The sequence below is a fragment of the Desulfobacca acetoxidans DSM 11109 genome (genome assembly GCF_000195295.1).
Classification (GTDB): Bacteria; Desulfobacterota; Desulfobaccia; order Desulfobaccales; family Desulfobaccaceae; genus Desulfobacca; species Desulfobacca acetoxidans.
The window spans coordinates 1,655,194-1,681,476 of the sequence record NC_015388.1 but is presented as its reverse complement, the minus strand read 5'-3'; the positions used below and the strand labels follow the sequence as shown (position 1 = coordinate 1,681,476).

Annotated in this window: 26 protein-coding genes and 5 tRNA genes; 30 read left to right on the top strand and 1 reads right to left on the bottom strand. The window is 52.3% G+C overall.

Features of this window, described 5'->3' with window-relative positions; all coding sequences use genetic code 11:
- The first annotated feature begins 11 nt into the window (after positions 1–11).
- Genes cdaA through DESAC_RS07355 form a run of 3 tightly spaced genes read left to right on the top strand, consistent with a single transcriptional unit; the run spans position 12 to position 2,473 of the window.
- A complete protein-coding gene (cdaA, locus tag DESAC_RS07365) occupies positions 12–815 on the top strand; it encodes a diadenylate cyclase CdaA (protein WP_013706440.1) in 804 nt (267 codons plus the stop codon).
- Positions 781–1,710 (top strand): CdaR family protein, encoded by a 930-nt coding sequence (locus DESAC_RS07360; RefSeq protein ID WP_013706439.1) that lies wholly within the window; start codon positions 781–783, stop codon positions 1,708–1,710. The genes cdaA and DESAC_RS07360 overlap by 35 nt, the downstream gene beginning before the upstream one ends.
- Positions 1,711–1,750: 40 nt before the next feature.
- On the top strand, positions 1,751–2,473 hold the full coding sequence (locus DESAC_RS07355) for a (Fe-S)-binding protein (RefSeq protein WP_013706438.1): 723 nt from the start codon (positions 1,751–1,753) through the stop codon (positions 2,471–2,473).
- On the opposite strand, the gene DESAC_RS07350 is transcribed toward DESAC_RS07355, so the two are convergent.
- The gene (locus tag DESAC_RS07350) at positions 2,461–2,760 is read right to left on the bottom strand and encodes a MerR family transcriptional regulator (protein WP_013706437.1); all 300 of its coding nucleotides are present in this window, start codon (positions 2,758–2,760) and stop codon (positions 2,461–2,463) included. The two genes, DESAC_RS07355 and DESAC_RS07350, sit on opposite strands and share 13 nt — an antisense overlap.
- 802 nt (positions 2,761–3,562) lie before the next feature.
- Between DESAC_RS07350 and DESAC_RS07345 the strand changes: the two genes are divergently transcribed.
- The 27 genes from DESAC_RS07345 to rpsC all read left to right on the top strand — a co-directional run bounded on the left by DESAC_RS07345 (position 3,563) and on the right by rpsC (position 26,281).
- Positions 3,563–3,637: transfer RNA gene (locus DESAC_RS07345), tRNA-Thr, on the top strand.
- Between the two features lie 45 nt (positions 3,638–3,682).
- A tRNA-Tyr gene (locus tag DESAC_RS07340) sits at positions 3,683–3,767 on the top strand.
- 16 nt (positions 3,768–3,783) lie between these two features.
- Positions 3,784–3,860, top strand: a tRNA-Gly gene (locus tag DESAC_RS07335).
- A gap of 7 nt (positions 3,861–3,867) precedes the next feature.
- A tRNA-Thr gene (locus DESAC_RS07330) sits at positions 3,868–3,944 on the top strand.
- Positions 3,945–4,020: 76 nt separating this feature from the next.
- Entirely contained in the window at positions 4,021–5,214 is a 1,194-nt protein-coding gene (tuf, locus tag DESAC_RS07325) for an elongation factor Tu (protein ID WP_013706424.1), read from the top strand.
- A 64-nt stretch (positions 5,215–5,278) separates the two neighbouring features.
- On the top strand, positions 5,279–5,428 hold the full coding sequence (gene rpmG, locus DESAC_RS15750; RefSeq protein ID WP_013706436.1) for a 50S ribosomal protein L33: 150 nt from the start codon (positions 5,279–5,281) through the stop codon (positions 5,426–5,428).
- Positions 5,429–5,439: 11 nt separating this feature from the next.
- Positions 5,440–5,516: transfer RNA gene (locus tag DESAC_RS07320), tRNA-Trp, on the top strand.
- A 270-nt stretch (positions 5,517–5,786) separates the two neighbouring features.
- Positions 5,787–6,119 carry a preprotein translocase subunit SecE gene (gene secE / locus DESAC_RS15745; protein WP_013706435.1) on the top strand — a complete coding sequence of 111 codons (333 nt, stop codon included), beginning with the start codon at positions 5,787–5,789 and terminating at the stop codon, positions 6,117–6,119.
- 17 nt (positions 6,120–6,136) lie between these two features.
- Positions 6,137–6,667, top strand: a complete 531-nt coding sequence (nusG, locus tag DESAC_RS07310; RefSeq protein ID WP_013706434.1) for a transcription termination/antitermination protein NusG — start codon at positions 6,137–6,139, stop codon at positions 6,665–6,667.
- 170 nt (positions 6,668–6,837) lie between these two features.
- The gene (gene rplK / locus DESAC_RS07305; protein WP_013706433.1) at positions 6,838–7,260 is read left to right on the top strand and encodes a 50S ribosomal protein L11; all 423 of its coding nucleotides are present in this window, start codon (positions 6,838–6,840) and stop codon (positions 7,258–7,260) included.
- Between the two features lie 31 nt (positions 7,261–7,291).
- Complete coding sequence (gene rplA / locus DESAC_RS07300) at positions 7,292–8,008, top strand: 50S ribosomal protein L1 (RefSeq protein WP_013706432.1); 717 nt, start codon at positions 7,292–7,294, stop codon at positions 8,006–8,008.
- A gap of 27 nt (positions 8,009–8,035) precedes the next feature.
- A complete protein-coding gene (rplJ, locus tag DESAC_RS07295; RefSeq protein ID WP_013706431.1) occupies positions 8,036–8,560 on the top strand; it encodes a 50S ribosomal protein L10 in 525 nt (174 codons plus the stop codon).
- Between the two features lie 196 nt (positions 8,561–8,756).
- On the top strand, positions 8,757–9,137 hold the full coding sequence (rplL, locus tag DESAC_RS07290; RefSeq protein ID WP_013706430.1) for a 50S ribosomal protein L7/L12: 381 nt from the start codon (positions 8,757–8,759) through the stop codon (positions 9,135–9,137).
- A gap of 82 nt (positions 9,138–9,219) precedes the next feature.
- Entirely contained in the window at positions 9,220–13,380 is a 4,161-nt protein-coding gene (gene rpoB, locus DESAC_RS07285) for a DNA-directed RNA polymerase subunit beta (protein WP_013706429.1), read from the top strand.
- A 1-nt stretch (position 13,381) separates the two neighbouring features.
- Positions 13,382–17,740 carry a DNA-directed RNA polymerase subunit beta' gene (gene rpoC / locus DESAC_RS16600; protein WP_237671391.1) on the top strand — a complete coding sequence of 1,453 codons (4,359 nt, stop codon included), beginning with the start codon at positions 13,382–13,384 and terminating at the stop codon, positions 17,738–17,740.
- A gap of 85 nt (positions 17,741–17,825) precedes the next feature.
- A complete protein-coding gene (rpsL, locus tag DESAC_RS07275) occupies positions 17,826–18,197 on the top strand; it encodes a 30S ribosomal protein S12 (RefSeq protein WP_013706427.1) in 372 nt (123 codons plus the stop codon).
- A 32-nt stretch (positions 18,198–18,229) separates the two neighbouring features.
- The gene (gene rpsG / locus DESAC_RS07270; protein WP_013706426.1) at positions 18,230–18,700 is read left to right on the top strand and encodes a 30S ribosomal protein S7; all 471 of its coding nucleotides are present in this window, start codon (positions 18,230–18,232) and stop codon (positions 18,698–18,700) included.
- A 27-nt stretch (positions 18,701–18,727) separates the two neighbouring features.
- Positions 18,728–20,803 carry an elongation factor G gene (gene fusA, locus DESAC_RS07265; RefSeq protein ID WP_013706425.1) on the top strand — a complete coding sequence of 692 codons (2,076 nt, stop codon included), beginning with the start codon at positions 18,728–18,730 and terminating at the stop codon, positions 20,801–20,803.
- 53 nt (positions 20,804–20,856) lie between these two features.
- A complete protein-coding gene (gene tuf / locus DESAC_RS07260; RefSeq protein ID WP_013706424.1) occupies positions 20,857–22,050 on the top strand; it encodes an elongation factor Tu in 1,194 nt (397 codons plus the stop codon).
- 14 nt (positions 22,051–22,064) lie between these two features.
- Complete coding sequence (gene rpsJ / locus DESAC_RS07255) at positions 22,065–22,373, top strand: 30S ribosomal protein S10 (RefSeq protein ID WP_013706423.1); 309 nt, start codon at positions 22,065–22,067, stop codon at positions 22,371–22,373.
- 57 nt (positions 22,374–22,430) lie between these two features.
- On the top strand, positions 22,431–23,057 hold the full coding sequence (rplC, locus tag DESAC_RS07250; RefSeq protein ID WP_013706422.1) for a 50S ribosomal protein L3: 627 nt from the start codon (positions 22,431–22,433) through the stop codon (positions 23,055–23,057).
- A gap of 17 nt (positions 23,058–23,074) precedes the next feature.
- Positions 23,075–23,698, top strand: coding sequence for a 50S ribosomal protein L4 (gene rplD / locus DESAC_RS07245; RefSeq protein WP_013706421.1), 624 nt, complete (start codon positions 23,075–23,077; stop codon positions 23,696–23,698).
- A complete protein-coding gene (gene rplW / locus DESAC_RS07240) occupies positions 23,695–23,985 on the top strand; it encodes a 50S ribosomal protein L23 (RefSeq protein ID WP_013706420.1) in 291 nt (96 codons plus the stop codon). Before rplD ends, rplW begins: the two co-directional genes overlap by 4 nt.
- Before the next feature lie 47 nt (positions 23,986–24,032).
- A complete protein-coding gene (gene rplB / locus DESAC_RS07235) occupies positions 24,033–24,857 on the top strand; it encodes a 50S ribosomal protein L2 (protein ID WP_013706419.1) in 825 nt (274 codons plus the stop codon).
- Positions 24,858–24,923: 66 nt separating this feature from the next.
- Complete coding sequence (gene rpsS, locus DESAC_RS07230) at positions 24,924–25,208, top strand: 30S ribosomal protein S19 (RefSeq protein WP_013706418.1); 285 nt, start codon at positions 24,924–24,926, stop codon at positions 25,206–25,208.
- 34 nt (positions 25,209–25,242) lie between these two features.
- Entirely contained in the window at positions 25,243–25,575 is a 333-nt protein-coding gene (rplV, locus tag DESAC_RS07225; protein ID WP_013706417.1) for a 50S ribosomal protein L22, read from the top strand.
- 55 nt (positions 25,576–25,630) lie between these two features.
- Positions 25,631–26,281, top strand: a complete 651-nt coding sequence (rpsC, locus tag DESAC_RS07220) for a 30S ribosomal protein S3 (protein WP_013706416.1) — start codon at positions 25,631–25,633, stop codon at positions 26,279–26,281.
- Positions 26,282–26,283 lie beyond the last annotated feature (2 nt).

The window sequence follows — 26,283 nt, the reverse complement described above, 5'->3', positions numbered from 1 at the left end:
GCCAACGTCCTATGATCACCGATATATTAAACATCCGCTGGCAAGATGTTATTGATATCATCCTGACTGCCATCCTCATTTACCAGCTTTTACTCCTCCTGCGCGGTACCCAGGGCATTCAGATCCTTGCCGGCATCCTCATCCTGCTCCTTGCTTATTGGGGCGCCCGGCGTTTGGATTTTTTCACCCTCGAGTGGATCTTGGAAAGCTTTGTCAAAAGCCTCCTGTTGATTGCGATCATCTTATTTCAGTCCGACATCCGCCGCATGTTGAGCCGAGTCGGGCGCCGGGCTATTTTTCCCGCCGGTTATTCCGAACCCAAAATTTTAGAGGAAATTGCCAACGCTACTGATAGCCTCGCCAAACAAAAGATCGGCGGTCTCTTCGTCTTGAAACGCCAGGGTAAACTTCGCGATATCATAGAAGGGGGCATCCGGTTGGATGCCACAGTCAGCTGCGAGCTTTTACTCACCCTGTTCTGGCCCAACAGCCCGACCCATGACGGCGCCGTCATCATCTCCGGAGATCAGATTCTGGCCGCCGGTTGTGTTTTGCCCCTCAGTAACAGACCTGATCTTGACAAAGCCTTGGGCACCAGGCATCGCGCCGGTCTCGGTGTCACTGAACATTCGGATGCTATCGCCATCATCATCTCGGAAGAAAGGGGACAGGTATCTCTGGCCCAGGAAGGCCGGCTAACCATGAATCTCAGCCGCACCCAACTGCTCCACAATCTCAATGAAATCTTTACCAAGAACGAATCAACAAATACAGGCTGGTATGAAAAAATATCTCGCCTCTTTGAAAAAAAATAAAGGCCTTAAATTCCTGGCCCTACTCCTGGCACTAATCGCCTGGTTCGCCGTCGGATCGGAGGAACGCACCGAGACCACGTTACAACTGGCCCTGGAACTTACCAATATCCCCAGGAATCTTATCGTTACCAATGAAATCCCCACCCTCCTGGAAGTGCGGGTGCAAGGTCCGCGCAGCGTTATCCGAGAATTAACGAACGAAAAACTGCACAAAAAAATTGACCTTTCCGGTGCCAAAACCGGTAGCCATACTATCCCCCTGCCCCCCAGCAGTCTGAATTTCCCGCGCGGCGTGGTTGTCACCCGCATCCGGCCCAACGCCCTGTCAATCACCTTGGACCAGGCTTTGACCCGCCAATTGGACGTGCAGCCGGTCATTAAGGGCTCACCGGCACCCGGCTTTGAAGTGGGTGAAGTCATCCTGACACCAAAACAAGTACTCATCAGGGGACCGAAACGCGACCTCAATCAACTTAAGTTTATCAACACCATCCCAATCGATATCAATAACTTAAGTTCCTCCATAGTCAAAGACGTTGAACTGGATTTTAAAAACCTCTCCATAACGTATCTGGAAAACGAACCCCTGGTGGTGAAAATTACTATCCGGCCTAAACTCCAAACCAAGACCTTTGTCAATATCAACGTCCTACCTGTACAGGATAGTGGGACGGCGCACCTCTCCCCTTCCAAGGTTGCTGTCACGGTGCGCGGACCTTCCACCAACCTGGAACATCTCCGCCCGGAGGACATAAGCGCTAAAGTCTCTTTAAAGAATTTGAAGCCTGGGAGGTACGAAGTACGGGTAGCGGTTGAAGTATCCGATGGACTTGAGGTCTTGAAGGTCGCACCGGGGAAAATCAAAGTCAATCTGAGGCGAGCCAAATCTCCTTGAAACCCCGCTCCAGAAACATTACAACTACTGGCTATCACTTATGGCGGTTCAACTCTTTATCCCCTGTTATGTCGATCAATACACTCCACAGGTAGCCCGGGCCCTCTGCCAACTCCTGGATTACCTGGGCATCGCCTGGACCTACCCTGCTACCCAAACCTGCTGTGGGCAATTTGCCTATAACGCTGGCGATTGGACCTCCGCCCGCCGTCTGATGCGCCATTTTTTTACGGTGTTTAACCGCACCGAGGCCATCATCTGCCCCAGTGCCTCCTGCGTCCTTACCGTTCGCTGTCATTACCCCTCTCTCATCGAAACACCCCACGACGCCGATCATCTTCAACAACTCCAGCCTTTGGTACTGGAATTCAGCGAATGGCTGTTTTCTATTCTTCCTCTACCATATTCCCTGAACTTCCCCGGTAAGGTTTTACTGCATCAATCCTGCGCCGCCAGGCAACTTGGCAGCCTGCCGAAAATGCGGCATATACTTTCCACCGTTTCCCAATTAGAATTACTCGAAATGCCCTCTTCCTATGCCTGCTGCGGCTTTGGAGGCCTCTTCTCAGTCAAACGCCCTGAATTATCTCAGGCAATCGGCCTCAACTATCTAACCGCGGCGAGATCAACCGGCGCTGAAGCCCTGGTCTCTCCCGACGTCGGCTGCCTCCTCCATTTACAGGGTCTGCTACAAGCCCGAGGTCTCACCTGGCCCCTGTACCATCTGAGTGAATTGCTTCTCCAAACGCTTCAATACTGCTGAGGACGTCTCCTGACGTTATTCTTTTTCATCTCCGCTAAAAACTGCTTTAGCTTCAGCCGGACGCCGGTATTCGTTAAATGCTCTTCTTCGATCAACCGCTTGATGGTCTGAATCATATCCACATCTGTGAGGCGGTACTCTCGACGATTCGATTCTGTCCGGACCGGCTTGAGAAACTCCTCAAAGGATTTTTCCCAATACCGCAGAGTTGATTTTCTCACTCCCGTCAATCGAGATACCTGATCGATGTTTAATAATAAATCGCCCTCTAGTAGCTTATCAGACATAACGCCTCACTTCCCTAAAACCGGACGAATTCCCTCACAACCAACGCTTAGCTTCCCAACACCCTTACCGGTTTAAAATTCTTCTTGTTTTTAAGACCTTTATTCAATTTCACGCTAACTAGATATATTTTAATAGAGGCTATTCCTTTGTTAATTCGGCTTTTCCACTTTATCGAAATAATTATTCATAAACTTAAATATTTTTTCGCAATCAGAACATTATTTCCAATATTTTTCTTGATGCACGTCAATTCGCCCCCTCTCTGAAAGCAGGTGGTGCAGGCTTTCCAGCCTACATACCCATACACAGGCCAGGAGGCCTATGCCACCGATCATTCTTTCATGCTTCGTTGTGTTCCTCAGAACATGCCGATTTGTATGTCAGCCGCCCCATCTCCGGGGAGCGAAGCCATTGACGGGGAGTTTCGCGATCCGGGCGGATACCCTCATTTCTTATTAATACTTCAGATAGATAATTTTTCATGTTCTGGTAATCACAACGAAATATGAAAACAGAACCGTGGCAGCTGCTCACAATAATGCTTCTTCTGCTCACCACCCCCTGGCCACTGCCCACTTTTTTCACATAAGCCTATCCCCCATACTGAGCGCATTCTCTCTGATCATTAAACGCCTCATGTATTTGGAGGTATTGGTTTGACTTTTTCCCCCCAGGTGATATTTTCAGCCGGCAATCATACTTTCTAAAAAATTCTTGACAGAACCATAAATCTTAACTAACATTATATAGTCTAGTATATGTTGTTTTGTCTAGCTGGCACCGCAAACAAGCAAGCCTCAGGCTGGCGTAGCTCAATGGTAGAGCAGCTGATTTGTAATCAGCAGGTTGCGGGTTCGAATCCCATCGCCAGCTCCATGATTAGGATAATTTGCCGCACCCGGAATGTGGCAAAGTTTTTGTGGAGAGGTTCCCGAGCGGCCAAAGGGAGCAGACTGTAAATCTGCCGGCGAAGCCTTCGGAGGTTCGAATCCTCCCCTCTCCACCATGTAGGGCTAAAGAAGGCGGGAATAGCTCAATTGGCTAGAGCATCAGCCTTCCAAGCTGAGGGTTGCGGGTTCGAGCCCCGTTTCCCGCTCCAGAAATATGCCCACGTAGCTCAGTAGGTAGAGCACTTCCTTGGTAAGGAAGAGGTTCACCGGTTCGATCCCGGTCGTGGGCTCCATAACCGATTAGCGAAGTTGTAATACATCCCCTGCGGAAACTGTTGGACCGCATCATCTCTTGAGGGAGACGACATCATGGCCAAGAAGAAGTTTGAGCGGAAGAAGCCCCACGTCAACATCGGTACGATCGGGCATATTGACCATGGCAAGACAACGCTGACGGCGGCGATTACCAAACATCTGTCGTTGAAAGGGATGGCGGAATACGTGCCTTTTGACCAGATCGACAAGGCGCCGGAAGAAAAAGAGCGGGGGATCACCATTGCCACGGCCCACGTCGAATACGAGACGGACAATCGCCATTATGCCCATGTGGATTGTCCGGGGCACGCCGACTATATCAAGAACATGATCACCGGAGCGGCCCAGATGGACGGCGCCATCCTGGTGGTGGGAGCCGACGACGGTCCCATGCCCCAGACCCGGGAGCACATCCTGCTGGCCCGGCAGGTGGGCGTACCCTACATCGTCGTCTTCCTGAACAAAGTGGACATGGTGGACGACCCCGAGCTCATCGAACTGGTGGAACTGGAACTGCGAGAGTTGCTCTCCAAATACGATTTTCCGGGGGATGATATCCCGATCGTCAAGGGTTCGGCCCTGAAGGCGCTGGAATCGGACGACCCCAAATCCGAGGCGGCGGCCTGCATCTTCGAGCTGATGAAGGCGGTAGATGGCTATATCCCCGAGCCGGTCCGGGATGTCGACAAACCCTTCCTGATGCCCATCGAAGACGTCTTCTCTATCTCGGGACGGGGTACCGTCGTCACCGGCCGGGTGGAGCGGGGCATCATCAAGGTCCAGGAGGAAGTCGAGATCGTCGGGTTCGGCCCCACCTTCAAGACCGTTTGCACCGGGGTGGAGATGTTCCGCAAGATCCTGGACCAGGGACAGGCGGGCGATAATATCGGCATCCTGCTGCGCGGCACCAAGAAAGATGAGGTGGAGCGCGGCCAGGTAGTAGCCAAGCCGGGTTCGATCACCCCCCACACCAAGTTCAAGGCCGAGGTCTACGTCCTCAATAAAGAGGAAGGCGGGCGTCACACCCCCTTCTTCAGCGGCTACCGGCCCCAATTCTACCTGCGCACTACCGACGTCACCGGTGTCGTTACCCTGCCGGAAGGAGTGGAGATGGTGATGCCGGGGGACAACGTCGCCATCGAAGTACACCTCATCACTCCGGTGGCACTCGAAAAAGAACTGCGTTTCGCCATCCGGGAAGGCGGCCGCACCGTCGGCGCCGGCGTCGTTACCGAAATCGTTGAATAACCTGTAGGAGGCTTCGCCTCAGTACACAGAAACTAATAACCCAAAATTGACATTTTGATAAATTATGCGCGATATTATAATATTAGCCTGTACCGAGTGTAAACGCCGGAATTATACGACCACCAAGAACAAACGTCGCAAACCAGATAGACTGGAATTGAAGAAATTCTGTCCTTCTTGTCGGGCGCATACATCCCATCGGGAAACTAAGTAAAGCCGATATGCAGGCCAGTAGCTCCAACGGCTAGAGCACCGGACTCCAAATCCGGGTGATGGGGGTTCGAATCCCTCCTGGCCTGCCAATTTTGTATGGTTGCTCGTCAAAATAGTTCTCTTTAAAGGTGAGTCAAACTCGTCCCCTCCCCAGTCAGCGGTCAATTTGATGACTCTTTCCGGTGGCACCTATTGGGAAACCCAGTGTCAGCCTATTTTTGCGGCAACGGAGCATCTATGAGCCTATCGGGGGGTAAGAATGGGGTGAGGCGGCGTTTTGAGTAATAATTATATTTCATTACAAGAAGCTAGATAGCAGGAACGTACTTCCAGCCGGAGAGATAACCAGGCGATTGCCGATGAAAAAGATAAAAATTAAAGAAAAAGCCGGAGAAAAAGGCCAAGATGTGATCGCCAAAGAGTTGACCAAAAAACCTGGCAAAGGTCAATTGGTCAAAATCAAACCCAAAAAGAGTAAGACCTTTACTTGGCCGGCGATTGGAGACTATTGGGTTCGCACCAAACAGTTCATCCAGGAGGCCTGGGTAGAGCTGAAAAAGGTTACCTGGCCCGGACAGAAGGAAACCCTGGGAGCAACGGCGGTCGTCATTGTTTTAGTCTTTCTGGTCTCTTTCTATTTAGGAATCGTAGACTTGGGCCTTTCCCGACTGGTTAAGTACATTATCGGGTGATACAAAGGGGGCGTCTTTTGGCTCAAAAATGGTACGTCGTGCATACGTATTCCGGATTTGAAAAGAAAGTTAAAGATGCCTTGGAAGAGCGCGCCCGCAGTCGCGGTATGCAAGACCTCATCACCCAGGTTCTGGTCCCGACCGAACAGGTAGAGGAGATGATCAAAGGACAGCGGCGCATTTCGCACCGCAAGTTTTATCCGGGGTATGTGCTGGTCAGAATGGAACTGAATGACGACACCTGGCACCTGGTGCAAGATACACCTAAAGTAACCGGCTTTATCGGAGGCCGGATGGAACCGGCGGTCATTCCCGATGCTGAAGCGGAAAAGGTCATCAACCAGATTAAAGAGGGAGCACTCAAGCCTAAACCAAAGATTAAGTTTGAGTTAGGCGACAAGGTCCGGGTAATCGATGGGCCTTTTACCAACTTTAATGGCGTGGTAGATGAGGTTAAAGGGGAAAAGGGCCGGGTGCGCGTGATGATCAGTGTATTCGGACGTCCCACTCCGGTAGAGCTTGAATTCTCCCAAGTGGAAAAAACTTAGCTGTAGCTGTTGCCGAAAGGTCTGCTTATTCCTCACCCGACCCTCTCCCCTTGAGGAGAGGGCAAACTATTGGGAGATATTGAGGCAATGGCTAGGCAGTGGTTGGATATCGGCCCGAACGGATCCAGCTACGGAGGGACTGAAAACATTGTGTTAAGGAGTTCAGGATCATGGCAAAAAAGGTAATTGCGCAGATAAAACTGCAGTTGCCCGCCGGACAGGCAAATCCCTCACCCCCAGTTGGACCCGCTTTAGGGCAGCATGGCGTCAACATCATGGAGTTTGTAAAAAGTTATAACGCCCGCACCCAAGGTCAGGAAGGCATGGTTATTCCAGTTCTGATAACCGTTTTTGCTGATCGGTCCTTCAACTTCGTTACCAAAACACCGCCGGCCTCGGTTCTGCTTAAAAAAGCAGCCCAGTTGGCCAAAGGCGCCAAAGAAGCCGGACGGGGAAATATCGGGCAGGTAACCATGGACCAGGTAGAAGAGATTGCCCGGCTCAAGTTGCCTGATTTAAATACCGTAGATGTCGAAGCGGCCAAACAGACCATTATGGGAACGGCGCGCAGTATGGGGATAGAGATCGTTTAAGCATCTCACCCTGAGAGAAAGGTGGCGCGACATGGCGAAAAGAGGCAAGAAATATACAGCCATGCGGGAAAAGGTGGATAGAACCCGCAAATATAATTTTTCAGAGGCAGTAACCGAGGCTCTGGGAACCACCTATACCAAATTTGATGAAAGTCTGGACGTAGCTGTTCGGCTGGGGGTCAATCCGCGACATGCTGACCAGATGGTCCGGGGAGCAGTAGTGTTGCCCCATGGCGTCGGTAAAACAGTGCGAGTTTTAGTTTTTGCCAAAGGCGAAAAAGAGAAGGAAGCCCTCGATGCCGGGGCCGATTACGTCGGTGCGGAAGATCTCATTGAAAAAATCAAAGGTGGCTGGCTGGACTTTGATAAGGCGGTGGCAACCCCCGACCTCATGGGAGCGGTCGGCAAGATCGGCAAGATACTGGGCCCCCGCGGTCTGATGCCCAATGCTAAAGCGGGCTCGGTTACCTTTGATGTGAATCGGGCAGTTCAAGAGCTCAAAGCCGGTAAGATTGAATTCCGGGTTGATAAAGCCGGTGTGGTACATGCCCCTATGGGCAAGGTCTCTTTCGGCGAGGAAAAAATCCTCCAAAATATGGCGGCCTTCTTTGACACCCTGATCCGATTGAAGCCGACAACCAGTAAAGGCGCCTATATGCAGGGCATATCTATTTCCACCACCATGGGTCCGGGCGTCCGCATCGATCCTTTGGAAGTAAAAAATCTGATACGCTTCGCCACTACCTAACGTGCCGGCGAGGGAGAGGAGGAGCCGATGCAAAAAGCTAAAAAAAGCGAAATAATCGAAGAACTACAGCAGAAATTGGAGCGGGCCTCGTTCAATGTCCTGGCCGACTTCAAAGGAATGAAGGTGGCTGAATTCACCCAGTTGCGCCGGGAACTGAAAAACGCTGGCGGCGAATTAATAGTCGCCAAGAATACCTTGTTAAAACTGGCCGCCGGCAACACCGAGGCGGCTGCTTTGGAAAGCTTCCTGGTCGGCCCGACGGCGATTGCCCTGGGCTACCAGAATCCGGTTGAAATTGCCAAAATCCTGGCCAAATACGCCAAAGATAAACCTGATAATTTCTTCCTCAAGGCCGGGAGGTTAAATGCCTCCGTATTAGCGAAGCAGGACATTATCGATATCTCCAAACTCCCGGATCGAGAAGTATTGTTGGCTAAGTTATTGGGAGCTTTACAAGGAGTACCCACGTCTCTGGTCAGCGTCCTGTCGGGCATCATCCGGCAATTTCTCTATACCTTGCAGGCCATTGCAGACAAACAGGTCGAGCGCTGAGTTCTTTTGGCAGACCAACAGCCCTCATCAGAGACGAAATGCTTGCCCCGCACGATAGTTTTTTCGTCCCGGCGCTGACAGCTTAGCGTGAGTAAGAGACACAGGTGATGGCTGAAAACCGGAAAATGACTGCAGAGTTAAACCGCGCCAGAGGATTTATTATGATATATCAAGCATGTAAGGAGGATTATGCGTCATGGCGATAACGAAAGAAGAGGTCATCGATTTCATTGCTTCTATGAGCGTTTTGGAATTATCCCAGATGATCAAAGATCTGGAAGAGAAATTTGGCGTCACGGCGGCGGCTCCGGTAGCAGTAGCGGCTGGACCGGCGATGGCGGAAGCGGCTCCGGCAGTAGAGGAGAAGACCGAGTTCGATGTGATCCTGACGGTGATTGGGGCTAATAAAATCCAGGTCATCAAAGAAGTGCGCGCCATCACCGGTTTAGGTCTCAAAGAAGCCAAGGAGGCTGTAGAAGGTGTACCGACCAACATCAAAGAAGCCGTCTCCAAAGCCGAGGCTGAAGAAATCAAGAAAAAATTAGAAGAGCAAGGCGCCACTGTAGAAATCAAATAGGGCGGCATTCAGGCAAAGCCCTTAAATGGCGGCGGCGTTTTGGAGTTAAGCAGAGGTTGGTGTCTGCAAACAAGGAGAAAGAATGGCTGAGGTCTTCTCACCTCAAAAATTGTATCGCAAAAATTTTGGCAAAATAGAAAGGATTATCGACATCTCAAATCTCATCGAGATGCAGAAAGAATCCTATAATAGATTCCTCCAGAAAGATACGCCTCCGGAACAGAGAGGCGAGTTCGGATTGCAGGGGGTATTCAAGAGTGTCTTCCCGATCACGGATTACAGCGGTGCCGCCTCCCTGGAATTTGTTAACTACAGTTTTGCCGAACCGAAGTATGATGAGGAAGAGTGCCTACAGCGGGGCATGACCTTTGAAGCACCGATGAAACTGACCGTGCGTCTGGTGGTCTATGACGTCGAGTCGGAAACCAAGATGCAATCTATCCGGGATATCAAGGAACAGGAAATTTATTTTGGCACCATGCCCTTGATGACGGATAACGGTACTTTCATCGTCAACGGTACTGAACGCGTTATTGTCAGCCAACTCCATCGTTCTCCGGGTCTGTTTATCGATCACGATCGAGGCAGGACCCACTCCAGCGGCAAGCTCCTCTATTCGGCCCGTTTAATACCGATGCGGGGTTCCTGGATTGATTTTGAATTTGATCCGAAAGATATTTTATACGCCCGCATAGACCGCCGACGGAAATTCCCGGTTACGGTATTGCTCAAGGCCTTGGGTTATTCTACCGAAGAACTACTTAACTTTTTTTATAAAACCGAAAAAGTATTTCTAGACTCCGAAGGCATTGAAAAAAAATTCAATCCCGAGTTTCTGCTGCAACGCAAAGTCTCAATGGATATCGTGGACCCTAGCACAGGGGAATTATTGGTCAAAAAGAACAAAAAGATCACCCCGGAACTCATCCGCAAACTGCAGAAAGCGGGTGTAGAACGGTTGTCCCTAATGCCGGGTGAAATAATCGGTCGAGTAGTGGCTCACGATATCTTGGACACCGAAAACGGCGAGGTGCTGATTAACTGTAACGAACCAGTGACCGAGGAAAAACTCGACCGTCTGCGCCAGCGCCGCATCCGTGAGATTGACGTCCTCTACATCGAAGGCATCAATGTCAGCCCCTGCCTCCGTAACACTTTGGCGGTGGATAAGACCGGCAGCACACGTGAGGCCATCTTTGAAATCTATCGGAAACTCCGTCCCGGCAATCCGCCAACTCTGGAGGTAGCAGCCAATTTCTTCGACAACCTCTTTTTTCGCCCGGAATATTACGACTTATCTCCGGTCGGACGTCTGAAGCTGAACCTCAAGTTGAAACGCGAGGCGCCGGTTACTCAGAGTACGTTGGATAAAGAAGACATACTGTTTGCCGTCAGGGAGCTCATTACCCAAAAAGAACTCGAAGGCCCCATTGACGATATCGATCATTTAGGCAATCGTCGGGTTCGGGCCGTCGGTGAACTGTTGGAAAATCAATACCGTATCGGCCTGGTGCGAATGGAGCGGGCCATTAAGGAGCGTATGAGTCTTCAGGAAATCGACGCCCTGATGCCCCATGATCTGATCAACGCCAAACCGGTGTCGGGAGTGGTGAAAGAATTTTTTGGCACCAGCCAACTATCCCAATTTATGGACCAGACCAACCCGTTGTCAGAGATCACTCACAAACGCCGTCTGAGTGCTTTAGGACCCGGCGGCTTGACTCGGGAACGGGCGGGATTTGAGGTGCGTGACGTCCACCCGACTCACTACGGCCGCATCTGCCCCATTGAAACCCCGGAAGGTCCAAATATCGGCCTGATCGTCTCTTTATCCACCTATGCCCGGGTAAATGAATTCGGCTTTATCGAAACCCCTTACCGCGTGGTGGAAAAGAAAGAAGAAAATGGCGTTTGGAGCGTACATGTTTCTCGCCAGATAAAATTCTTGAGTGCCTTGGATGAAGGCGATAATGTTATCGCCCAAGCGAATGCCCCTCTTGATCAGGACAGCAGATTTATCAACGACCTGATCTCGGCCCGGCAGGCGGGTGAATCTATCATGGTTCGACCGGAAGAAGTTGATTACATGGATGTCTCGCCCAGCCAGTTGGTCAGCGTCGCGGCCTCTCTCATCCCGTTCCTCGAAAACGATGACGCCAACCGGGCGCTCATGGGTTCTAACATGCAGAGACAGGCCGTTCCGCTCTTAACCTGTACTCCACCCCTCATCGGTACCGGTTTGGAAAACGTCGTGGCCCGGGATTCTGGCGTTACCCTTGTGGCTAAACGCAGCGGCATCGTCGAAGTGGTGGATGGCACCCGTATCGTCGTGCGCGCTTATAATGGCGATGAGGGAGATTCCCAATCAATTGTTGACATTTACAAACTGACAAAATTCCAGCGTACCAATCAAAACACCTGTTTTAATCAGAGGCCCATCGTCAAACCCGGCGATCGGGTGGAAAAAGGCCAGATCATCGCTGACGGTCCGGCTACGGCCTTTGGGGAACTAGCCTTGGGCAAGAACGTTATGGTAGCTTTTATGCCCTGGGGCGGGTACAACTTTGAAGATTCCATCCTCGTTAGTGAACGCATTGCCAAGGAAGACGTCTTCACCTCCGTTCATATTGAAGAGTTTGAGGTCGTCGCCCGCGACACAAAACTCGGCAAGGAAGAAATCACCCGAGACATCCCCAACGTGAGTGAAGAGGCCCTGGCCAATCTCGATGAAAGCGGCATAATCCGTATCGGGGCCGAAATTAAACCAGGAGACATCTTAGTAGGCAAGGTAACTCCTAAAGGGGAAACCCAGCTTTCTCCGGAGGAAAAGCTGCTGCGCGCTATTTTCGGTGAAAAGGCCGGTGATGTCCGCGATACCTCCCTGCGAGTTCCCCCTGGTATAGAAGGAATTATTATTGATGCCCGGATCTTCTCACGCAAGGGAGTTGAAAAAGATGAGCGCAGCCGAGCCATCGAAGCGGAGGCCATTGCCAAACTTCAAAAAGACCAAGGCGATGAAATTTCAATCATAACCCAGAGTGTCAGCCATCGCCTTAAAGAACTTCTGGTCAACCAAACGGTCTTTGACATCCCGGATGATATTACGTCCGCCAGCTATATCCTGGAAAAAGGGGTCATTATCACCCCGGACATGGTAACCAAGCTCCCCTTGCATCATTGGCGTAATGTCTCTTTCGATAATCCGGAACTGGAAGGCAGCGTCGATCGGCTGCTGGAAAGTTATCAGGTCCAGATTCAACAGGTAAACAATCAGTTTGAAGAAAAGATCAATCGCCTGCGCAAAGTCGATGAACTTCCGCCGGGCGTTATTAAGATGGTAAAAGTTTTCATCGCCATGAAGCGCAAGTTGGCAGTAGGCGACAAAATGGCCGGCCGACACGGCAATAAAGGCGTGGTTTCCCGGATCCTACCGGAGGAAGACATGCCCTACTTTGCCGACGGCACCCCGGTTGATATCGTGCTCAATCCTTTAGGGGTGCCCTCCCGCATGAATGTGGGTCAGGTTCTGGAAACCCATCTCGGGTGGGCCTCGCGTCTTTTAGGCCAGCAGATCAGACGTTTGATCGACGAATTTTATGATCTGGACGCCGTGAAAAATCGGATACGAGCCCTCTATAACAACCCCCAGGTGGACGCCTGGCTGGAGTCAGCCACCCTCGAAGATATCAGACAGTTCTGGGAAAAGTTTCATAAAGAAGGGATGTTCATGGCCTCACCGGTCTTTGACGGGGCCCTGGAGTCGGAGATCCGCGCCTGTCTAACCCAAGCGGGCGTTTCAGAAGTAGGGAAAGCAAAACTTTTCGACGGCCGCACCGGCGAACCCTTTGACCGTAGCGTAACCGTAGGCACCATGTACATGATGAAGCTGCATCACCTGGTAGACGACAAGATCCATGCCCGCTCCATCGGACCTTATTCGCTTGTCACCCAGCAGCCGTTGGGAGGTAAGGCCCAGTTTGGCGGCCAACGTTTAGGCGAAATGGAAGTGTGGGCCATGGAGGCATATGGCGCAGCCTACTCCTTGCAGGAATTTCTTACCGTAAAATCTGATGATGTCGCCGGCCGCACGCGCATGTACGAAAAGATTGTCAAAGGTCAATATGATTTAGAAGCCGGTTTACCTGAATCCTTTAATGTTCTTATCCGAGAACTTCAAAGCTTGGCCCTTAATGTGGAGCTCTTGGAGGACAAGGAATCAGAGGTGGCGGAAAACCATGGATAAAATGCGCGAAGTAAATTTAGAAGATATCAACAGCATTTTTGCCAAACCAAAAGACCCGCTCCAGTTTAACGCCGTACGGATTTCCCTGGCGTCTCCGGAGATGATCCGATCCTGGTCCTATGGCGAGGTGAAAAAGCCGGAAACTATTAATTATCGAACCTTCAAACCGGAACGGGACGGCCTCTTCTGCGCCAAAATCTTCGGCCCCACCAAAGATTATGAGTGCAACTGCGGCAAATACAAGCGGATGAAGCATCGCGGGGTGGTCTGCGAAAAATGCGGCGTGGAGGTCATCCAATCCAAGGTCAGGCGAGAACGGATGGGACATATTGAACTTGCCTGCCCGGTGGTGCATATCTGGTTTTTGAAGAGCCTGCCGAGTAAGATCGGCAACCTCTTGGACCTGACATTAAAAGATCTTGAAAAAATCCTCTACTTTGAATCCTATGTAGTCATTGACCCGAAAAATACTGCTCTCCGCAAAGGCGAAATCCTGAGTGAAGAGAAATTTCGCCAGGCCCGGGAGGAATACGGCGATGAATTCGAAGCTGGCATGGGGGCCGAAGCCATACGGGATATGCTAAGTAACCTGGACCTGACGCCGCTTTCCGAACAATTGCGGGAGGAGATGCAGAAAACCAGTTCCGAAGCAAAACGCAAAAAAATCAGTAAACGCCTTAAGGTCATTGATGCCTTCAAGGATTCTAGCATCAAGCCGGAATGGATGGTCCTGGAGGTTATCCCTGTCCTGCCCCCCGATTTGAGACCCCTGGTCCCCCTGGATGGCGGCCGCTTTGCCACCTCAGACCTAAATGATCTCTACCGGCGGGTAATTAACAGAAATAACCGGTTGAAACGCCTGGTGGAGCTCGACGCCCCGGAGATCATTATCCGCAATGAGAAACGGATGCTGCAAGAGGCGGTCGACGTCCTCTTTGACAACGGCCGTCGGGGCAAGACAATCACCGGCCCCAATAAGCGGCCGCTCAAATCGCTCAGTGACATGCTCAAAGGTAAGCAGGGACGCTTCCGCCAGAATCTTTTGGGAAAACGCGTCGACTATTCCGGGCGTTCGGTCATCGTCATCGGCCCCGATCTGCGCCTGCACCAATGCGGGTTGCCTAAAAAGATGGCCCTGGAATTGTTTAAACCATTCATTTACAACCGCTTAGTCAACAAGGGATTTTCCAATTCAATTAAATCAGCCAAAAAACTGGTGGAAAAAGAAACCCCGGAAGTGTGGGACACCCTCAGCGAAGTAGTAAAAGAATATCCGGTAATGTTGAACCGGGCCCCGACGTTGCACCGCCTGGGCATCCAGGCCTTCGAGCCGATTCTCGTGGAAGGCAAGGCTATCCAACTGCATCCCCTCGTTTGCACTGCCTTCAACGCCGACTTCGATGGCGACCAGATGGCTGTGCACGTACCACTATCGCTGGAGGCCCAGATCGAGGCCAGGGTATTGATGATGTCCACTAACAACATCCTTTCCCCGGCCAACGGGGAACCCATCATCGTGCCATCGCAGGATATTGTTTTAGGGCTCTATTACCTCACCAGAGAACGTCCTCTGGCCAAAGGGGAGCGGATCCCCTATGATGACTATAGACCTGTTCCCTTTTCCTCACCGGAAGAGGTCCGCATCGCTTACGACCAGGGAACGTTAGATTTACACGCCCGGATCCAAGTCAGGATGGACGGCCCGAAGACCTCAGTGGCAGAAATTGAAGAACTGCTGCATCAGGGGAAGATAGACCCGCAGGCGCGGTTGAAGGTACAAACCGAAGATTCGACCTTTATCACCGCAGCCGAGACCCTGCAATCAGCGCTGGATGATCGAGAATTGGATGCACAATCGCCGATCCTGGTCAGCCAGACTGGCAAAGTCGTCACCACCACGGTCGGCCGCATCTTGCTGCGGGAAATTATGCCGGAAGAAGTTACTTTCGATAGCATTAACCGGACCATGACGAAAAAAGAGATCCGCAAGTTGATCGGTGAGTCCTACCGCAAGTGTGGTATCAAGACCACTGTGATCCTGGCGGACCGGCTAAAAGACCTGGGATATAAATTCGCCACCCAGGCCGGTATTTCCATCGCCATCAACGATATGATGATACCGCAGCGTAAAGCGGAAATCTTAGGTCAGTCACAGGCGGAGGTCGCCGAAGTCGAGGGACAGTATCGGGAAGGGTTGATCACCGAAGGGGAGAAATATAATAAAGTAGTGGACATCTGGGCCAGAGCCACGGATGAAGTCGCCTCCGAAATGATGGAAGAAATGGCCCGGGAGACCGTAACCGGATACCGTACGAACCCCGAACAGGAAAAAATCCTCGCAGAAGAGGAAACCGGAAGCTTTAACCCGATCTATATGATGGCTGACTCCGGGGCCCGCGGTAGTGATAAGCAGATGCGGCAATTGGCCGGAATGCGCGGTCTGATGGCCAAACCTTCGGGTGAAATCATTGAAACCCCCATCACCGCCAATTTCCGGGAAGGCTTGACCGTGTTGCAATACTTTATCTCCACCCACGGCGCCCGGAAAGGTCTGGCCGATACGGCGTTGAAAACCGCTAATTCCGGTTACCTCACCCGACGGTTGGTGGACGTTGCCCAGGATTGTGTGATCACCGAATTAGACTGCGGCACCATCGATGGCATCGACGTTACACCGCTCATTGAAGGTGGTGAGATTATTCAACGGGTAGGCGAACGTGTGCTGGGCCGAACCGCCCTGGAAGACATCGTCAACCCCAATACCGGTCGGGTCATTGTCTTCGCCAACGACGAAATCGACGAAGAGGCTGCTCAACAGATCGAAGAAGCTGGCATCGAAAAACTTCGTATCCGCTCGGTGCTCACCTGTCAGACCCGATATGGCGTGTGTGCCAAATGCTACGGCCGAGACCTGGCGCATGGCACGCCGGTGAACATCGGCGAGGCCATTGGCATCATCGCCGCCCAATCCATCGGTGAACCGGGTACCCAGTTGACGATGAGAACGTTTCACATCGGCGGCACGGCCTCCCGGCGGGCTGAACAGAGCGTCCACCTGTCCCGCCATCGCGGTAAGGTGCAGTTTGACAACTTGCGCACCGTGCGCGACTTTAGCGGCAACCTGGTGGCCCTGAGCCGTCAGGGTGAACTCATCGTGGTAAGCGCCAAAGGGAAAGAGCGTTATCCCATCACCTACGGCACCCGCCTCAGAGTGGAGGAAGGCCAGGAGGTTGGACCTGACCAGATGCTGGCGGAATGGGATCCCTATACCAACCCGATCCTCACCGAGGTGCACGGTACGGTCAAGTTCGGCGATATTATTGAACAGAAAGACGCCGAAGACCCCCGGGACGTCACCATGCAGGAGAGGGTTCACACCGTCACGGGGAAGGCGTCCAAGGTTATTATCGAATGCCAAAATCCGGAAAAACGCCCGCGGATATCCATCAAGGATGCAGCCGGACGCACGGCCCGCCTGCCCAACTCTCAGGCGGTAGCCCGTTATCCCCTGCCGGTAGGAGCCATCATGATGGTTTCTGAAGGCGATGAGGTAAATCCAGGTGATGTCATCGCCAAGATTCCCCGCGAGACCACCAAAACCAAGGATATCGTCGGCGGCTTGCCGCGGGTGGCGGAACTGTTTGAGGTGCGCAAACCCAAAGAGCACGCCGTCCTTTCGCAGATAAGCGGCACGGTTAGCCATGGCCGGCAATCCAAAGGCAAACGCAAGGTCCTGGTTTCTCCCGACGTTGGCGACCCTATCGAATACCTGATCCCAAAAGGCAAACACATTGCCGTCCAAGAGGGTGAACGGGTCAAGGCCGGTGAGCCTTTGATGGACGGCTCCGCCAACCCCCACGACATCCTGGCCATCAGCGGTCTGAAAGAATTGGCTCGCTACTTGGTCAATGAAGTCCAGGAAGTATACCGCCTCCAAGGTGTGAAGATCAACGATAAACATATTGAAGTAATCGTCAGGCAGATGCTCCGGCGGGTCCGTGTAACCGATCCCGGCGATACCAACTTTCTCTTGGGTGAACAGGTTGAAAAACATATCTTCGAAGAGAAAAACGATGAGATGGCATCACAAGGGAAACGTCCGGCCACTGCCGAACCTCTGTTGTTGGGCATCACCAAGGCCTCACTGTCAACCGAAAGCTGGATCTCGGCGGCTTCCTTCCAGGAGACCACTAAAGTGCTGGCGGACGCTGCCGTAGCCGGACGGGTGGATTATCTACGAGGCCTGAAAGAAAACGTCATTATGGGAAGACCCATCCCGGCAGGCACCGGGTTGGCTAAGTACCGCAATATTAAGGTACAAATTCAAGAAGAGGAGCCTGAAGCAGCCACGGCTGCATAAATATCTTGACATTTTCCTCATAATTATTTATAAAATTAAAGTTTTAGCGGCGTGAGAATGCCAGATAAACGGAGCTGCGGAAAATATGCCGACCATAAATCAATTAGTTCGCAAAGGCCGGGAAAAGATCAAAAGGAAGACTTCTACTCCGGCGCTGAAAAGTTGCCCCCAGAAGCGAGGGGTATGCGTCCGGGTCTATACTACGACTCCTAAAAAACCGAATTCGGCGCTACGTAAGGTGGCGCGTGTGCGGCTTACCAACGGAATTGAAGTGACCACCTATATTCCCGGAGTTGGTCATAATCTACAGGAGCATTCCGTCGTTTTGATCCGCGGCGGCCGGGTGAAGGATTTGCCCGGTGTGCGATACCACGTTGTGAGAGGAACCCTGGACTCCGTCGGTGTTCAGGATAGAAGGCAAGGGCGCTCCAAATACGGCGCCAAAAAGCCTAAATAAGCAGGTCTCCGGGAGTGAGGGAGTAAACGGTAATGCCCAGAAAACGCGAGGTCGTGAAGCGGGAGATTATCCCCGATCCGAAATTTAAAGATCCGTTAGTGGCCCGTTTTATTAACGGTCTGATGCGCCGCGGCAAGAAAACCGTGGCGGCTGCGATTATCTATGATGCCTTTGAGATTATCGGACGGAAGCAACAGGAAGATCCGCTTAAGGTCTTCCATAAAGCCATGGATAATGTCCGGCCGTTGATAGAGGTCAAGTCGCGTCGGGTGGGCGGCGCCACTTACCAGGTACCGGTGGAAGTGCCTCAGAATCGCCGCACCTCGCTGGCCATCCGGTGGCTGATCAATTACTCCAAAAGCCGCGGAGAAAAGAGCATGAAAGCCAAATTGGCGGCGGAGTTTTTAGACGCCTTCCAGAACCGGGGTGCAGCCGTAAAAAAACGTGAAGATACACACCGGATGGCGGAAGCGAATAAGGCCTTTGCCCACTACCGATGGTAAGACAGCTTAATAGACAGGAAATCAGTTTTGACTTCTAACATCCCAATATCGCGAATTCGGGATATTGGCATCATGGCCCATATAGATGCGGGCAAGACAACAACAACGGAGCGCATCCTTTACTATACCGGGGTGACGTACAAAATAGGGGAGGTCCACGACGGTCAGGCGGTAATGGATTGGATGGAGCAGGAACAGGAGCGGGGAATCACCATTACCTCGGCTGCAACCACCTGTTTCTGGAAGGACCATCGGATCAATATTATTGACACCCCTGGCCATGTTGATTTTACCATTGAGGTGGAGCGTTCTCTGCGGGTACTTGACGGTGCAATTGCGGTTTTCGATGCCGTCGCGGGGGTGGAACCGCAGTCGGAAACAGTATGGCGGCAAGCAGATCGCTATAATGTACCGCGCTTAGCTTTTATCAATAAGATGGATAGGATCGGCGCAGACGTTTTTCGCACCCTGCGGATGATTATTGATAGATTGCAGGCCAACCCGGTGCTTATCCAACTGCCTTTAGGCAGTGAAGACAAATTCCAAGGAATTATAGATCTTATCGAAATGCAAGCGTTGATTTACGACGAAGATAATTTAGGGGCCACATACCGGGTGGCCCAGATCCCTGCGGAGGCCACTTCTCAGGCCGAGGAATATCGCAACCGCATGGTGGCAACGCTGGCTGAGTTGGATGATGAGATCATGAGATGCTATCTGGAAGACGAACCGGTGGAAGCGGCCGCTCTCCGTAATGTCTTGCGCCGAGGGACCATTGGCCTCAAGGTAACGCCGGTTCTTTGTGGGTCCGCCTTCAAAAACAAGGGCATCCAGCCCCTGTTGGATGCAGTAATCAATTATCTCCCGGCCCCAAACGACGTTCCTCCTATCCAAGGCATAAACGACCGCGGAGAGATTGTCCAACGGCCGGCCGACGAAAAAGGTCCCTTGACTGCGTTGGCCTTCAAACTGCTTTCCGATCCTTACGTTGGACACTTAACGTTCCTGCGCCTCTACTCTGGAACTCTTTTCAGCGGCAGTTCGGTGTATAACGCCAACAAGGGAACGAAAGAGAAGATCGGTCGCCTCCTGAAGATGCACGCCAACAAACGTGAAGAAATCAAGGAAGCCAGCGCCGGGGATATCATTGCCGCAGTCGGATTGCGTCAGACCAGCACCGGAGACACCCTGTGCGATGAACGGGCGCCGATCATTCTTGAGAGTTTGGAAATACCGGTCCCGGTGATTGACGTTGCCATCGAACCCAAGACCAAAGCCGATCAGGATAAGTTAGGACAGGCGCTGAACAAGATCATGGCTGAAGATCCGTCTTTTCGAGTACATACCGACGCTCAGACGGGCCAGACCATTATCGCCGGAATGGGAGAGCTACACCTGGAGATCATCGTTGACCGCCTGATGCGGGAGTTTAAGGTCGATGCCCAGGTGGGACAGCCTCAAGTTTCTTACCGGGAGACCATCACCCAGCCGGTTGAAGCAGAAGGGCGATTTATTCGTCAAACCGGTGGACGCGGCCAATTCGGGCATGTCTGGTTAAAGCTCCAGCCTTTGCCTCCGGGGACAGGCGTTGAATTCGAAGATCACATCGTGGGCGGAGTGGTTCCCAGGGAGTATATTCCGGCAGTCGAGAAGGGCGTCCGGGAGGCTTTGGAAAACGGGGTGCTGGCCGGATTCCCGATGGTTGATGTGCATGTTTCTCTGGTGGATGGCTCTTATCACGAGGTCGACTCCTCGGAACGGGCCTTTCACATCGCCGGATCCATGGCTCTCAAAGAAGGCGCCAAGAAAGCAAAGCCCATTTTGTTGGAGCCGGTTATGAGTCTGGAAGTAGTTGCCCCCGAGGAATTTGTCGGCGAGGCCATCGGCGATCTAAACTCTCGCAGAGGCAGGATCAAGAATTTGGAGAGCCGGAAGGGGCTGCAGATCATTCAGGCAGAAGCGCCGCTGGCCACAATGTTCGGATATGCCACCGACCTGCGCAATGCCACTCAGGGACGGGCTACTTTCACGATGCAATTTGACCACTATGAGCCGGTACCTCAAAGTCTGGCAGAAGAGATTATCGGTCGCAGCAGGCCTTAGTAAAAATATTCTGAAAAAAAGTTCTCGGTGAGGGTTACCAGGAGGAATACATCATGGCCAAGAAGAAGTTTGAGCGGAAGAAGCCCCACGTCAACATCGGTACGATCGGGCATATTGACCATGGCAAGACAACGCTGACGGCGGCGATTACCAAACATCTGTCGTTGAAAGGGATGGCGGAATACGTGCCTTTTGACCAGATCGACAAGGCGCCGGAAGAAAAAGAGCGGGGGATCACCATTGCCACGGCCCACGTCGAATACGAGACGGACAATCGCCATTATGCCCATGTGGATTGTCCGGGGCACGCCGACTATATCAAGAACATGATCACCGGAGCGGCCCAGATGGACGGCGCCATCCTGGTGGTGGGAGCCGACGACGGTCCCATGCCCCAGACCCGGGAGCACATCCTGCTGGCCCGGCAGGTGGGCGTACCCTACATCGTCGTCTTCCTGAACAAAGTGGACATGGTGGACGACCCCGAGCTCATCGAACTGGTGGAACTGGAACTGCGAGAGTTGCTCTCCAAATACGATTTTCCGGGGGATGATATCCCGATCGTCAAGGGTTCGGCCCTGAAGGCGCTGGAATCGGACGACCCCAAATCCGAGGCGGCGGCCTGTATCTTCGAGCTGATGAAGGCGGTAGATGGCTATATCCCCGAGCCGGTCCGGGATGTCGACAAACCCTTCCTGATGCCCATCGAAGACGTCTTCTCTATCTCGGGACGGGGTACCGTCGTCACCGGCCGGGTGGAGCGGGGCATCATCAAGGTCCAGGAGGAAGTCGAGATCGTCGGGTTCGGCCCCACCTTCAAGACCGTTTGCACCGGGGTGGAGATGTTCCGCAAGATCCTGGACCAGGGACAGGCGGGCGATAATATCGGCATCCTGCTGCGCGGCACCAAGAAAGATGAGGTGGAGCGCGGCCAGGTAGTAGCCAAGCCGGGTTCGATCACCCCCCACACCAAGTTCAAGGCCGAGGTCTACGTCCTCAATAAAGAGGAAGGCGGGCGTCACACCCCCTTCTTCAGCGGCTACCGGCCCCAATTCTACCTGCGCACTACCGACGTCACCGGTGTCGTTACCCTGCCGGAAGGAGTGGAGATGGTGATGCCGGGGGACAACGTCGCCATCGAAGTACACCTCATCACTCCGGTGGCACTCGAAAAAGAACTGCGTTTCGCCATCCGGGAAGGCGGCCGCACCGTCGGCGCCGGCGTCGTTACCGAAATCGTTGAATAACCTGTAGGTTGACTATGATAACTCATAAGATACGCATCCGTTTGAGATCGTTCGATCATAAATTGCTCGATCAATCAGTCGGAGAAATTGTGGAAACTGCCCGCCGCACCGGGGCTATGGTCGCCGGACCGATTCCACTGCCAACCGACATTAACAAATTTTGCGTTTTGCGCTCCCCTCACGTAGATAAAAAATCTCGGGAACAGTTTGAGGTGCGGACGCACAAGCGTTTATTGGATATTTTGGAGCCGACGCAACAGACCGTGGATGCGCTTATGAAGTTAGACCTGGCGGCGGGAGTTGATGTCGAAATCAAGCTTTAAGAGCTTTGTTGATGCTCTCGTAAATGCGGCAACCGCCAGGGAGGATTGGGGAAGGTCATGATAGGAAGGCTATTGGGAAGGAAATTGGGGATGACCCGCATATTCAGCGCCGAAGGCGTCGCTCTGCCGGTGACCGTAATCGAGGCGGGCCCCTGTTATATAGTTCAAAAAAAGTCCCTGGCCGCTGACGGTTATGATGCCGTACAGGTCGGCTTTATCCGCAAGAGGCTGGATAAACTGACCAAACCCCTGCAAGGGCATTATGAGAAGCATGGTTTCAAAAGTGGTTTCCGGTTTTTGAAAGAGTTCCGTCTGGAATCCATCTCAGATTTAGAGGTGGGTCAAGAACTGGACGTTAGCCAATTTGAGATCGGCGAGCGGGTGGATGTGGTCGGCTTCAGCAAGGGACGCGGTTTTGCCGGAGTTATCAAGCGCTGGGGCTTTCAACGGGGTCCGGAAACCCATGGTTCAATGTCGCATCGAGCTCCGGGCTCTATCGGGGCCAGCGCCTATCCGTCAAGGGTTTTCAAGGGCAAGAAGCTGCCTGGACGCATGGGAAATGCCCGGGTAACTACCCTCACCCTCGAAGTAGTTGATGTCCGCCCGGAAAGTAACCTGTTAATTCTCAAAGGTGCAGTTCCGGGGGCCCGCCACGGCCTCTTATTAATCAAAAAGTCTGAGTAGCTATTGGGGAAAGAGACATGCCGGTCATTGATGTCTACGATATCGATCGCAATAAAGTAGGTGAAGTGAGTTTACGCGACGATATCTTTAATATTCCGGTGCAGGGCCATATCCTGCATGAAGTGGTGACGATGCAGCTGGCTTGCCGTCGGGCGGGAACTGCATCCACGAAAGGACGCTCGGAAGTGAGGGGCGGCGGGCATAAGCCCTGGCGGCAGAAAGGAACCGGCCGAGCCCGAGTCGGGTCAATCCGTTCCCCGCTCTGGCGCGGTGGTGGCGTCGTTTTCGGACCCAAGCCTCGTAGCTATGCTTATAAGCCTCCCAAAAAAGTCCGTCGTCTAGCTTTGAAAATGGCCCTCTCCAGCAAGTTGGCCGACGGTCAACTACTGATTTTAGATCAATACCCCTACGATTCGCCGAAAACCAAGGATTTTATTCGGGTCTTGGAGAAATTTCAGATCAATAAGGCCCTGTTTATTACTGCGGACGACAATCAGGTGCTCACGCTTTCGTCCCGCAATGTTCCCTATGTGCAGATTATGCGGACCGAGGGTATAAACGTCTATGATATCTTGCGCTATGACCACTTAGTAGTTTTTCAGCCGGCCATTAGCCAGATCGAAGAGAGGTTCGTCGCGTGAAGGCTTATCATCATCTCATCAAAGGCCCCTTGATCACTGAAAAGAGCCACCTGCAGAAAGAAGCCGGCAACAAGATTACCTTAAAAGTCGATGTTCGGGCTAACAAGATTGAAATCCGCCAGGCAGTGGAAGAAGTATTTAAGGTTAAAGTAGCCGGGGTAAACACCTGCCGGTATGAAGGAAAGAAAAAGCGGTTGGGGCGCTACGAAGGAAAGCGCTCGGATTGGAAGAAAGCGATTATCACGCTGGGTCCGGGTGAGAAAATTCCATTCTTTGAAGGCGTATAATTCTATCAATCGCTGTTTCAAGATGATCGGGCAAAAAGGATAACATCATGGCATTAATTCAAAGAAAACCGACATCGGCGGGTCGTCGTTTTCAGACGGGACATGATTTTGCCGAAATCACCAAGGCCGAGCCGGAAAAGAGCCTGGTCGCTTCACTACCCAAGAGTGGCGGACGGAATAACAAGGGGCGGGTTACGGTCAGACACCGCGGCGGTGGACACAAGCGCCTGTATCGATTGATTGATTTCAAGAGAAACAAAGAAGCGGTCCCCGCTAAAGTCGCCAGCATCGAATATGATCCTAACCGTTCGGCCCGTATTGCCCTGCTTCACTACCTGGATGGGGAAAAGACCTATATTTTGGCACCGCTGAATCTTAACGTTGGGGACACAGTCGTCTCCAGCCCTGAAGCCGACATCAAACCCGGCAACGCCCTGCCCCTGCGTAACATTCCTCTGGGCACCTTGGTTCATAATATCGAGCTGAAGCCGGGCAAAGGCGGTCAGATGGCTCGCGCTGCCGGAGCCTATGCCCAGTTGGTAGCCAGAGAAGGGAATTACGCCCAGTTGAAGCTTCCCTCCGGAGAGGTGCGGGTAGTACATATAAATTGCAAGGCCACTATTGGCCAACTGAGCAATGTCGAGCACGAAAATCTTTCCATCGGCAAAGCCGGACGGAAACGCTGGCTGGGACGGAAACCGCACGTGCGCGGCGTGGCCATGAACCCTGTCGACCATCCGATGGGTGGTGGAGAAGGTAAATCCTCTGGCGGACGCCATCCGGTGAGCCCCTGGGGCAAACCCACCAAAGGGTTTAAGACCCGCAAACCCAAAGAGAGTGATCGCTACATTATCAAGCGGCGAAATAAGTAGTATGTTAAAAATGAGAAACGGAAACCTTGGAAGTTTTTTGAGCTGCTGTTTTGAGATGGAGGAAACGTGCCGCGTTCACTAAAAAAAGGCCCTTATGTTCAAGAGAGCTTGCTTGTCAAAGTTCTAAAGGCCAAAGACACCCAGGACCGCAGAGTGATTAAGACGTGGTCCCGGCGTTCGACTATCACACCGGATTTTGTCGGGTTGACCCTGGCCGTACACAACGGCAAAAAGTTCATCCCGGTTTTCGTTACGGAAAACATGGTGGGCCACAAGTTGGGAGAATTCTCACCGACGCGCACGTATTACGGCCACGCTGGCGCCAAAAAGACCAAAGTCAAAGGCAAATAACGGCAGCCGGCAGTGCTCATCTTATAGGTTATTTATGGAAATTCGAGCTCAAGCAAAATTCGTTCATATCTCGCCCCAAAAAGTTCGGCTCGTCACCCGGGCTATCAAGGACAAAAAAGTTGACGAAGCATTGGGGGCATTACAATTCATTCCCAAAAAAGCGGCTCGCCTCGTTCGCCGGTTGGTGGAATCGGCAGTGGCCAACGCCAGTCAACGTTCCCAAGTCGACGTCGATAGCCTCTTTATCAAAAGGGCATATGTCGACGGCGGGCCTTCATTAAAACGTTTTATGTCGAGGGCCATGGGGCGAGTCAATCGAATCGTTAAACGCACCAGCCACATTACCGTGGTGTTGGACGAGAAATAACAGATAGATATCTGCCCATAAAGCCTTAGGGCGGCATTGGCAGCGGGAGGAGCGCTTGGGACAGAAAGTTCATCCAGTCGGGTTCCGTTTGGGCAGTTACCGACGCTGGCATTCCTATTGGTTTGCTCGGAAAAATTACTCTGATCTTTTATTAGAAGACCAAAAAATTCGCAAGTTCATTAAAAATGAGAAGGAACTTCAAGGAGCCGGGATTGCCGCCATTGATATTGAGCGGGCGGCCAATAAGGTTAAGATGAAGATCCATACCTCTCGGCCTGGCATCGTCATCGGTCAAAAAGGCAAAAAAATCGAAGAACTCCGCCAGAAATTACAAAGATTAATCGGCCGGGAATTAATCGTGGATATCCACGAAGTCCGCAAGCCCGAACTTAATGCGCAATTGGTGGCGGAAAATATCGCCTTACAATTGGAAAGACGGGTAGCTTTCCGCCGGGCGATGAAAAAGGCTGTCGGTCAGGCAATGAAATTTGGTGCCCAAGGCATCAAAGTGCGAGTCGCCGGACGTCTGGGCGGGGCTGAAATGGCACGCCGGGAGTGGTACCGGGAAGGACGGGTACCTCTTCATACGCTGCGGGCTGATATTGACTACGGCGTTGCCGAAGCGAGGACAACCTACGGCGTCATCGGTATAAAGGCCTGGATTTTCAAAGGGGAGATCCTGTCGGAGGACCGGCTCAACTACTGAGT

Bases quoted from the DNA above. Each gene is read 5' to 3' on its own strand.
- rplV (WP_013706417.1), top strand. From the start codon at position 25,243: ATGGAAATTCGAGCTCAAGCAAAATTCGTTCATATCTCGCCCCAAAAA.
- rplK (WP_013706433.1), top strand. From the start codon at position 6,838: ATGGCAAAAAAGGTAATTGCGCAGATAAAACTGCAGTTGCCCGCCGGA.
- DESAC_RS07350 (WP_013706437.1), bottom strand. From the start codon at position 2,760: ATGTCTGATAAGCTACTAGAGGGCGATTTATTATTAAACATCGATCAG.
- rplC (WP_013706422.1), top strand. From the start codon at position 22,431: ATGATAGGAAGGCTATTGGGAAGGAAATTGGGGATGACCCGCATATTC.
- rpsG (WP_013706426.1), top strand. From the start codon at position 18,230: ATGCCCAGAAAACGCGAGGTCGTGAAGCGGGAGATTATCCCCGATCCG.
- rpoB (WP_013706429.1), top strand. From the start codon at position 9,220: ATGGCTGAGGTCTTCTCACCTCAAAAATTGTATCGCAAAAATTTTGGC.
- rpsJ (WP_013706423.1), top strand. From the start codon at position 22,065: ATGATAACTCATAAGATACGCATCCGTTTGAGATCGTTCGATCATAAA.
- rplD (WP_013706421.1), top strand. From the start codon at position 23,075: ATGCCGGTCATTGATGTCTACGATATCGATCGCAATAAAGTAGGTGAA.
- rplJ (WP_013706431.1), top strand. From the start codon at position 8,036: ATGCAAAAAGCTAAAAAAAGCGAAATAATCGAAGAACTACAGCAGAAA.
- tuf (WP_013706424.1), top strand. From the start codon at position 20,857: ATGGCCAAGAAGAAGTTTGAGCGGAAGAAGCCCCACGTCAACATCGGT.
- rplB (WP_013706419.1), top strand. From the start codon at position 24,033: ATGGCATTAATTCAAAGAAAACCGACATCGGCGGGTCGTCGTTTTCAG.
- rplA (WP_013706432.1), top strand. From the start codon at position 7,292: ATGGCGAAAAGAGGCAAGAAATATACAGCCATGCGGGAAAAGGTGGAT.
- rpoC (WP_237671391.1), top strand. From the start codon at position 13,382: ATGCGCGAAGTAAATTTAGAAGATATCAACAGCATTTTTGCCAAACCA.
- secE (WP_013706435.1), top strand. From the start codon at position 5,787: ATGAAAAAGATAAAAATTAAAGAAAAAGCCGGAGAAAAAGGCCAAGAT.
- rplL (WP_013706430.1), top strand. From the start codon at position 8,757: ATGGCGATAACGAAAGAAGAGGTCATCGATTTCATTGCTTCTATGAGC.
- DESAC_RS07360 (WP_013706439.1), top strand. From the start codon at position 781: ATGAAAAAATATCTCGCCTCTTTGAAAAAAAATAAAGGCCTTAAATTC.
- tuf (WP_013706424.1), top strand. From the start codon at position 4,021: ATGGCCAAGAAGAAGTTTGAGCGGAAGAAGCCCCACGTCAACATCGGT.
- cdaA (WP_013706440.1), top strand. From the start codon at position 12: ATGATCACCGATATATTAAACATCCGCTGGCAAGATGTTATTGATATC.
- rpsL (WP_013706427.1), top strand. From the start codon at position 17,826: ATGCCGACCATAAATCAATTAGTTCGCAAAGGCCGGGAAAAGATCAAA.
- DESAC_RS07355 (WP_013706438.1), top strand. From the start codon at position 1,751: ATGGCGGTTCAACTCTTTATCCCCTGTTATGTCGATCAATACACTCCA.
- rpmG (WP_013706436.1), top strand. From the start codon at position 5,279: ATGCGCGATATTATAATATTAGCCTGTACCGAGTGTAAACGCCGGAAT.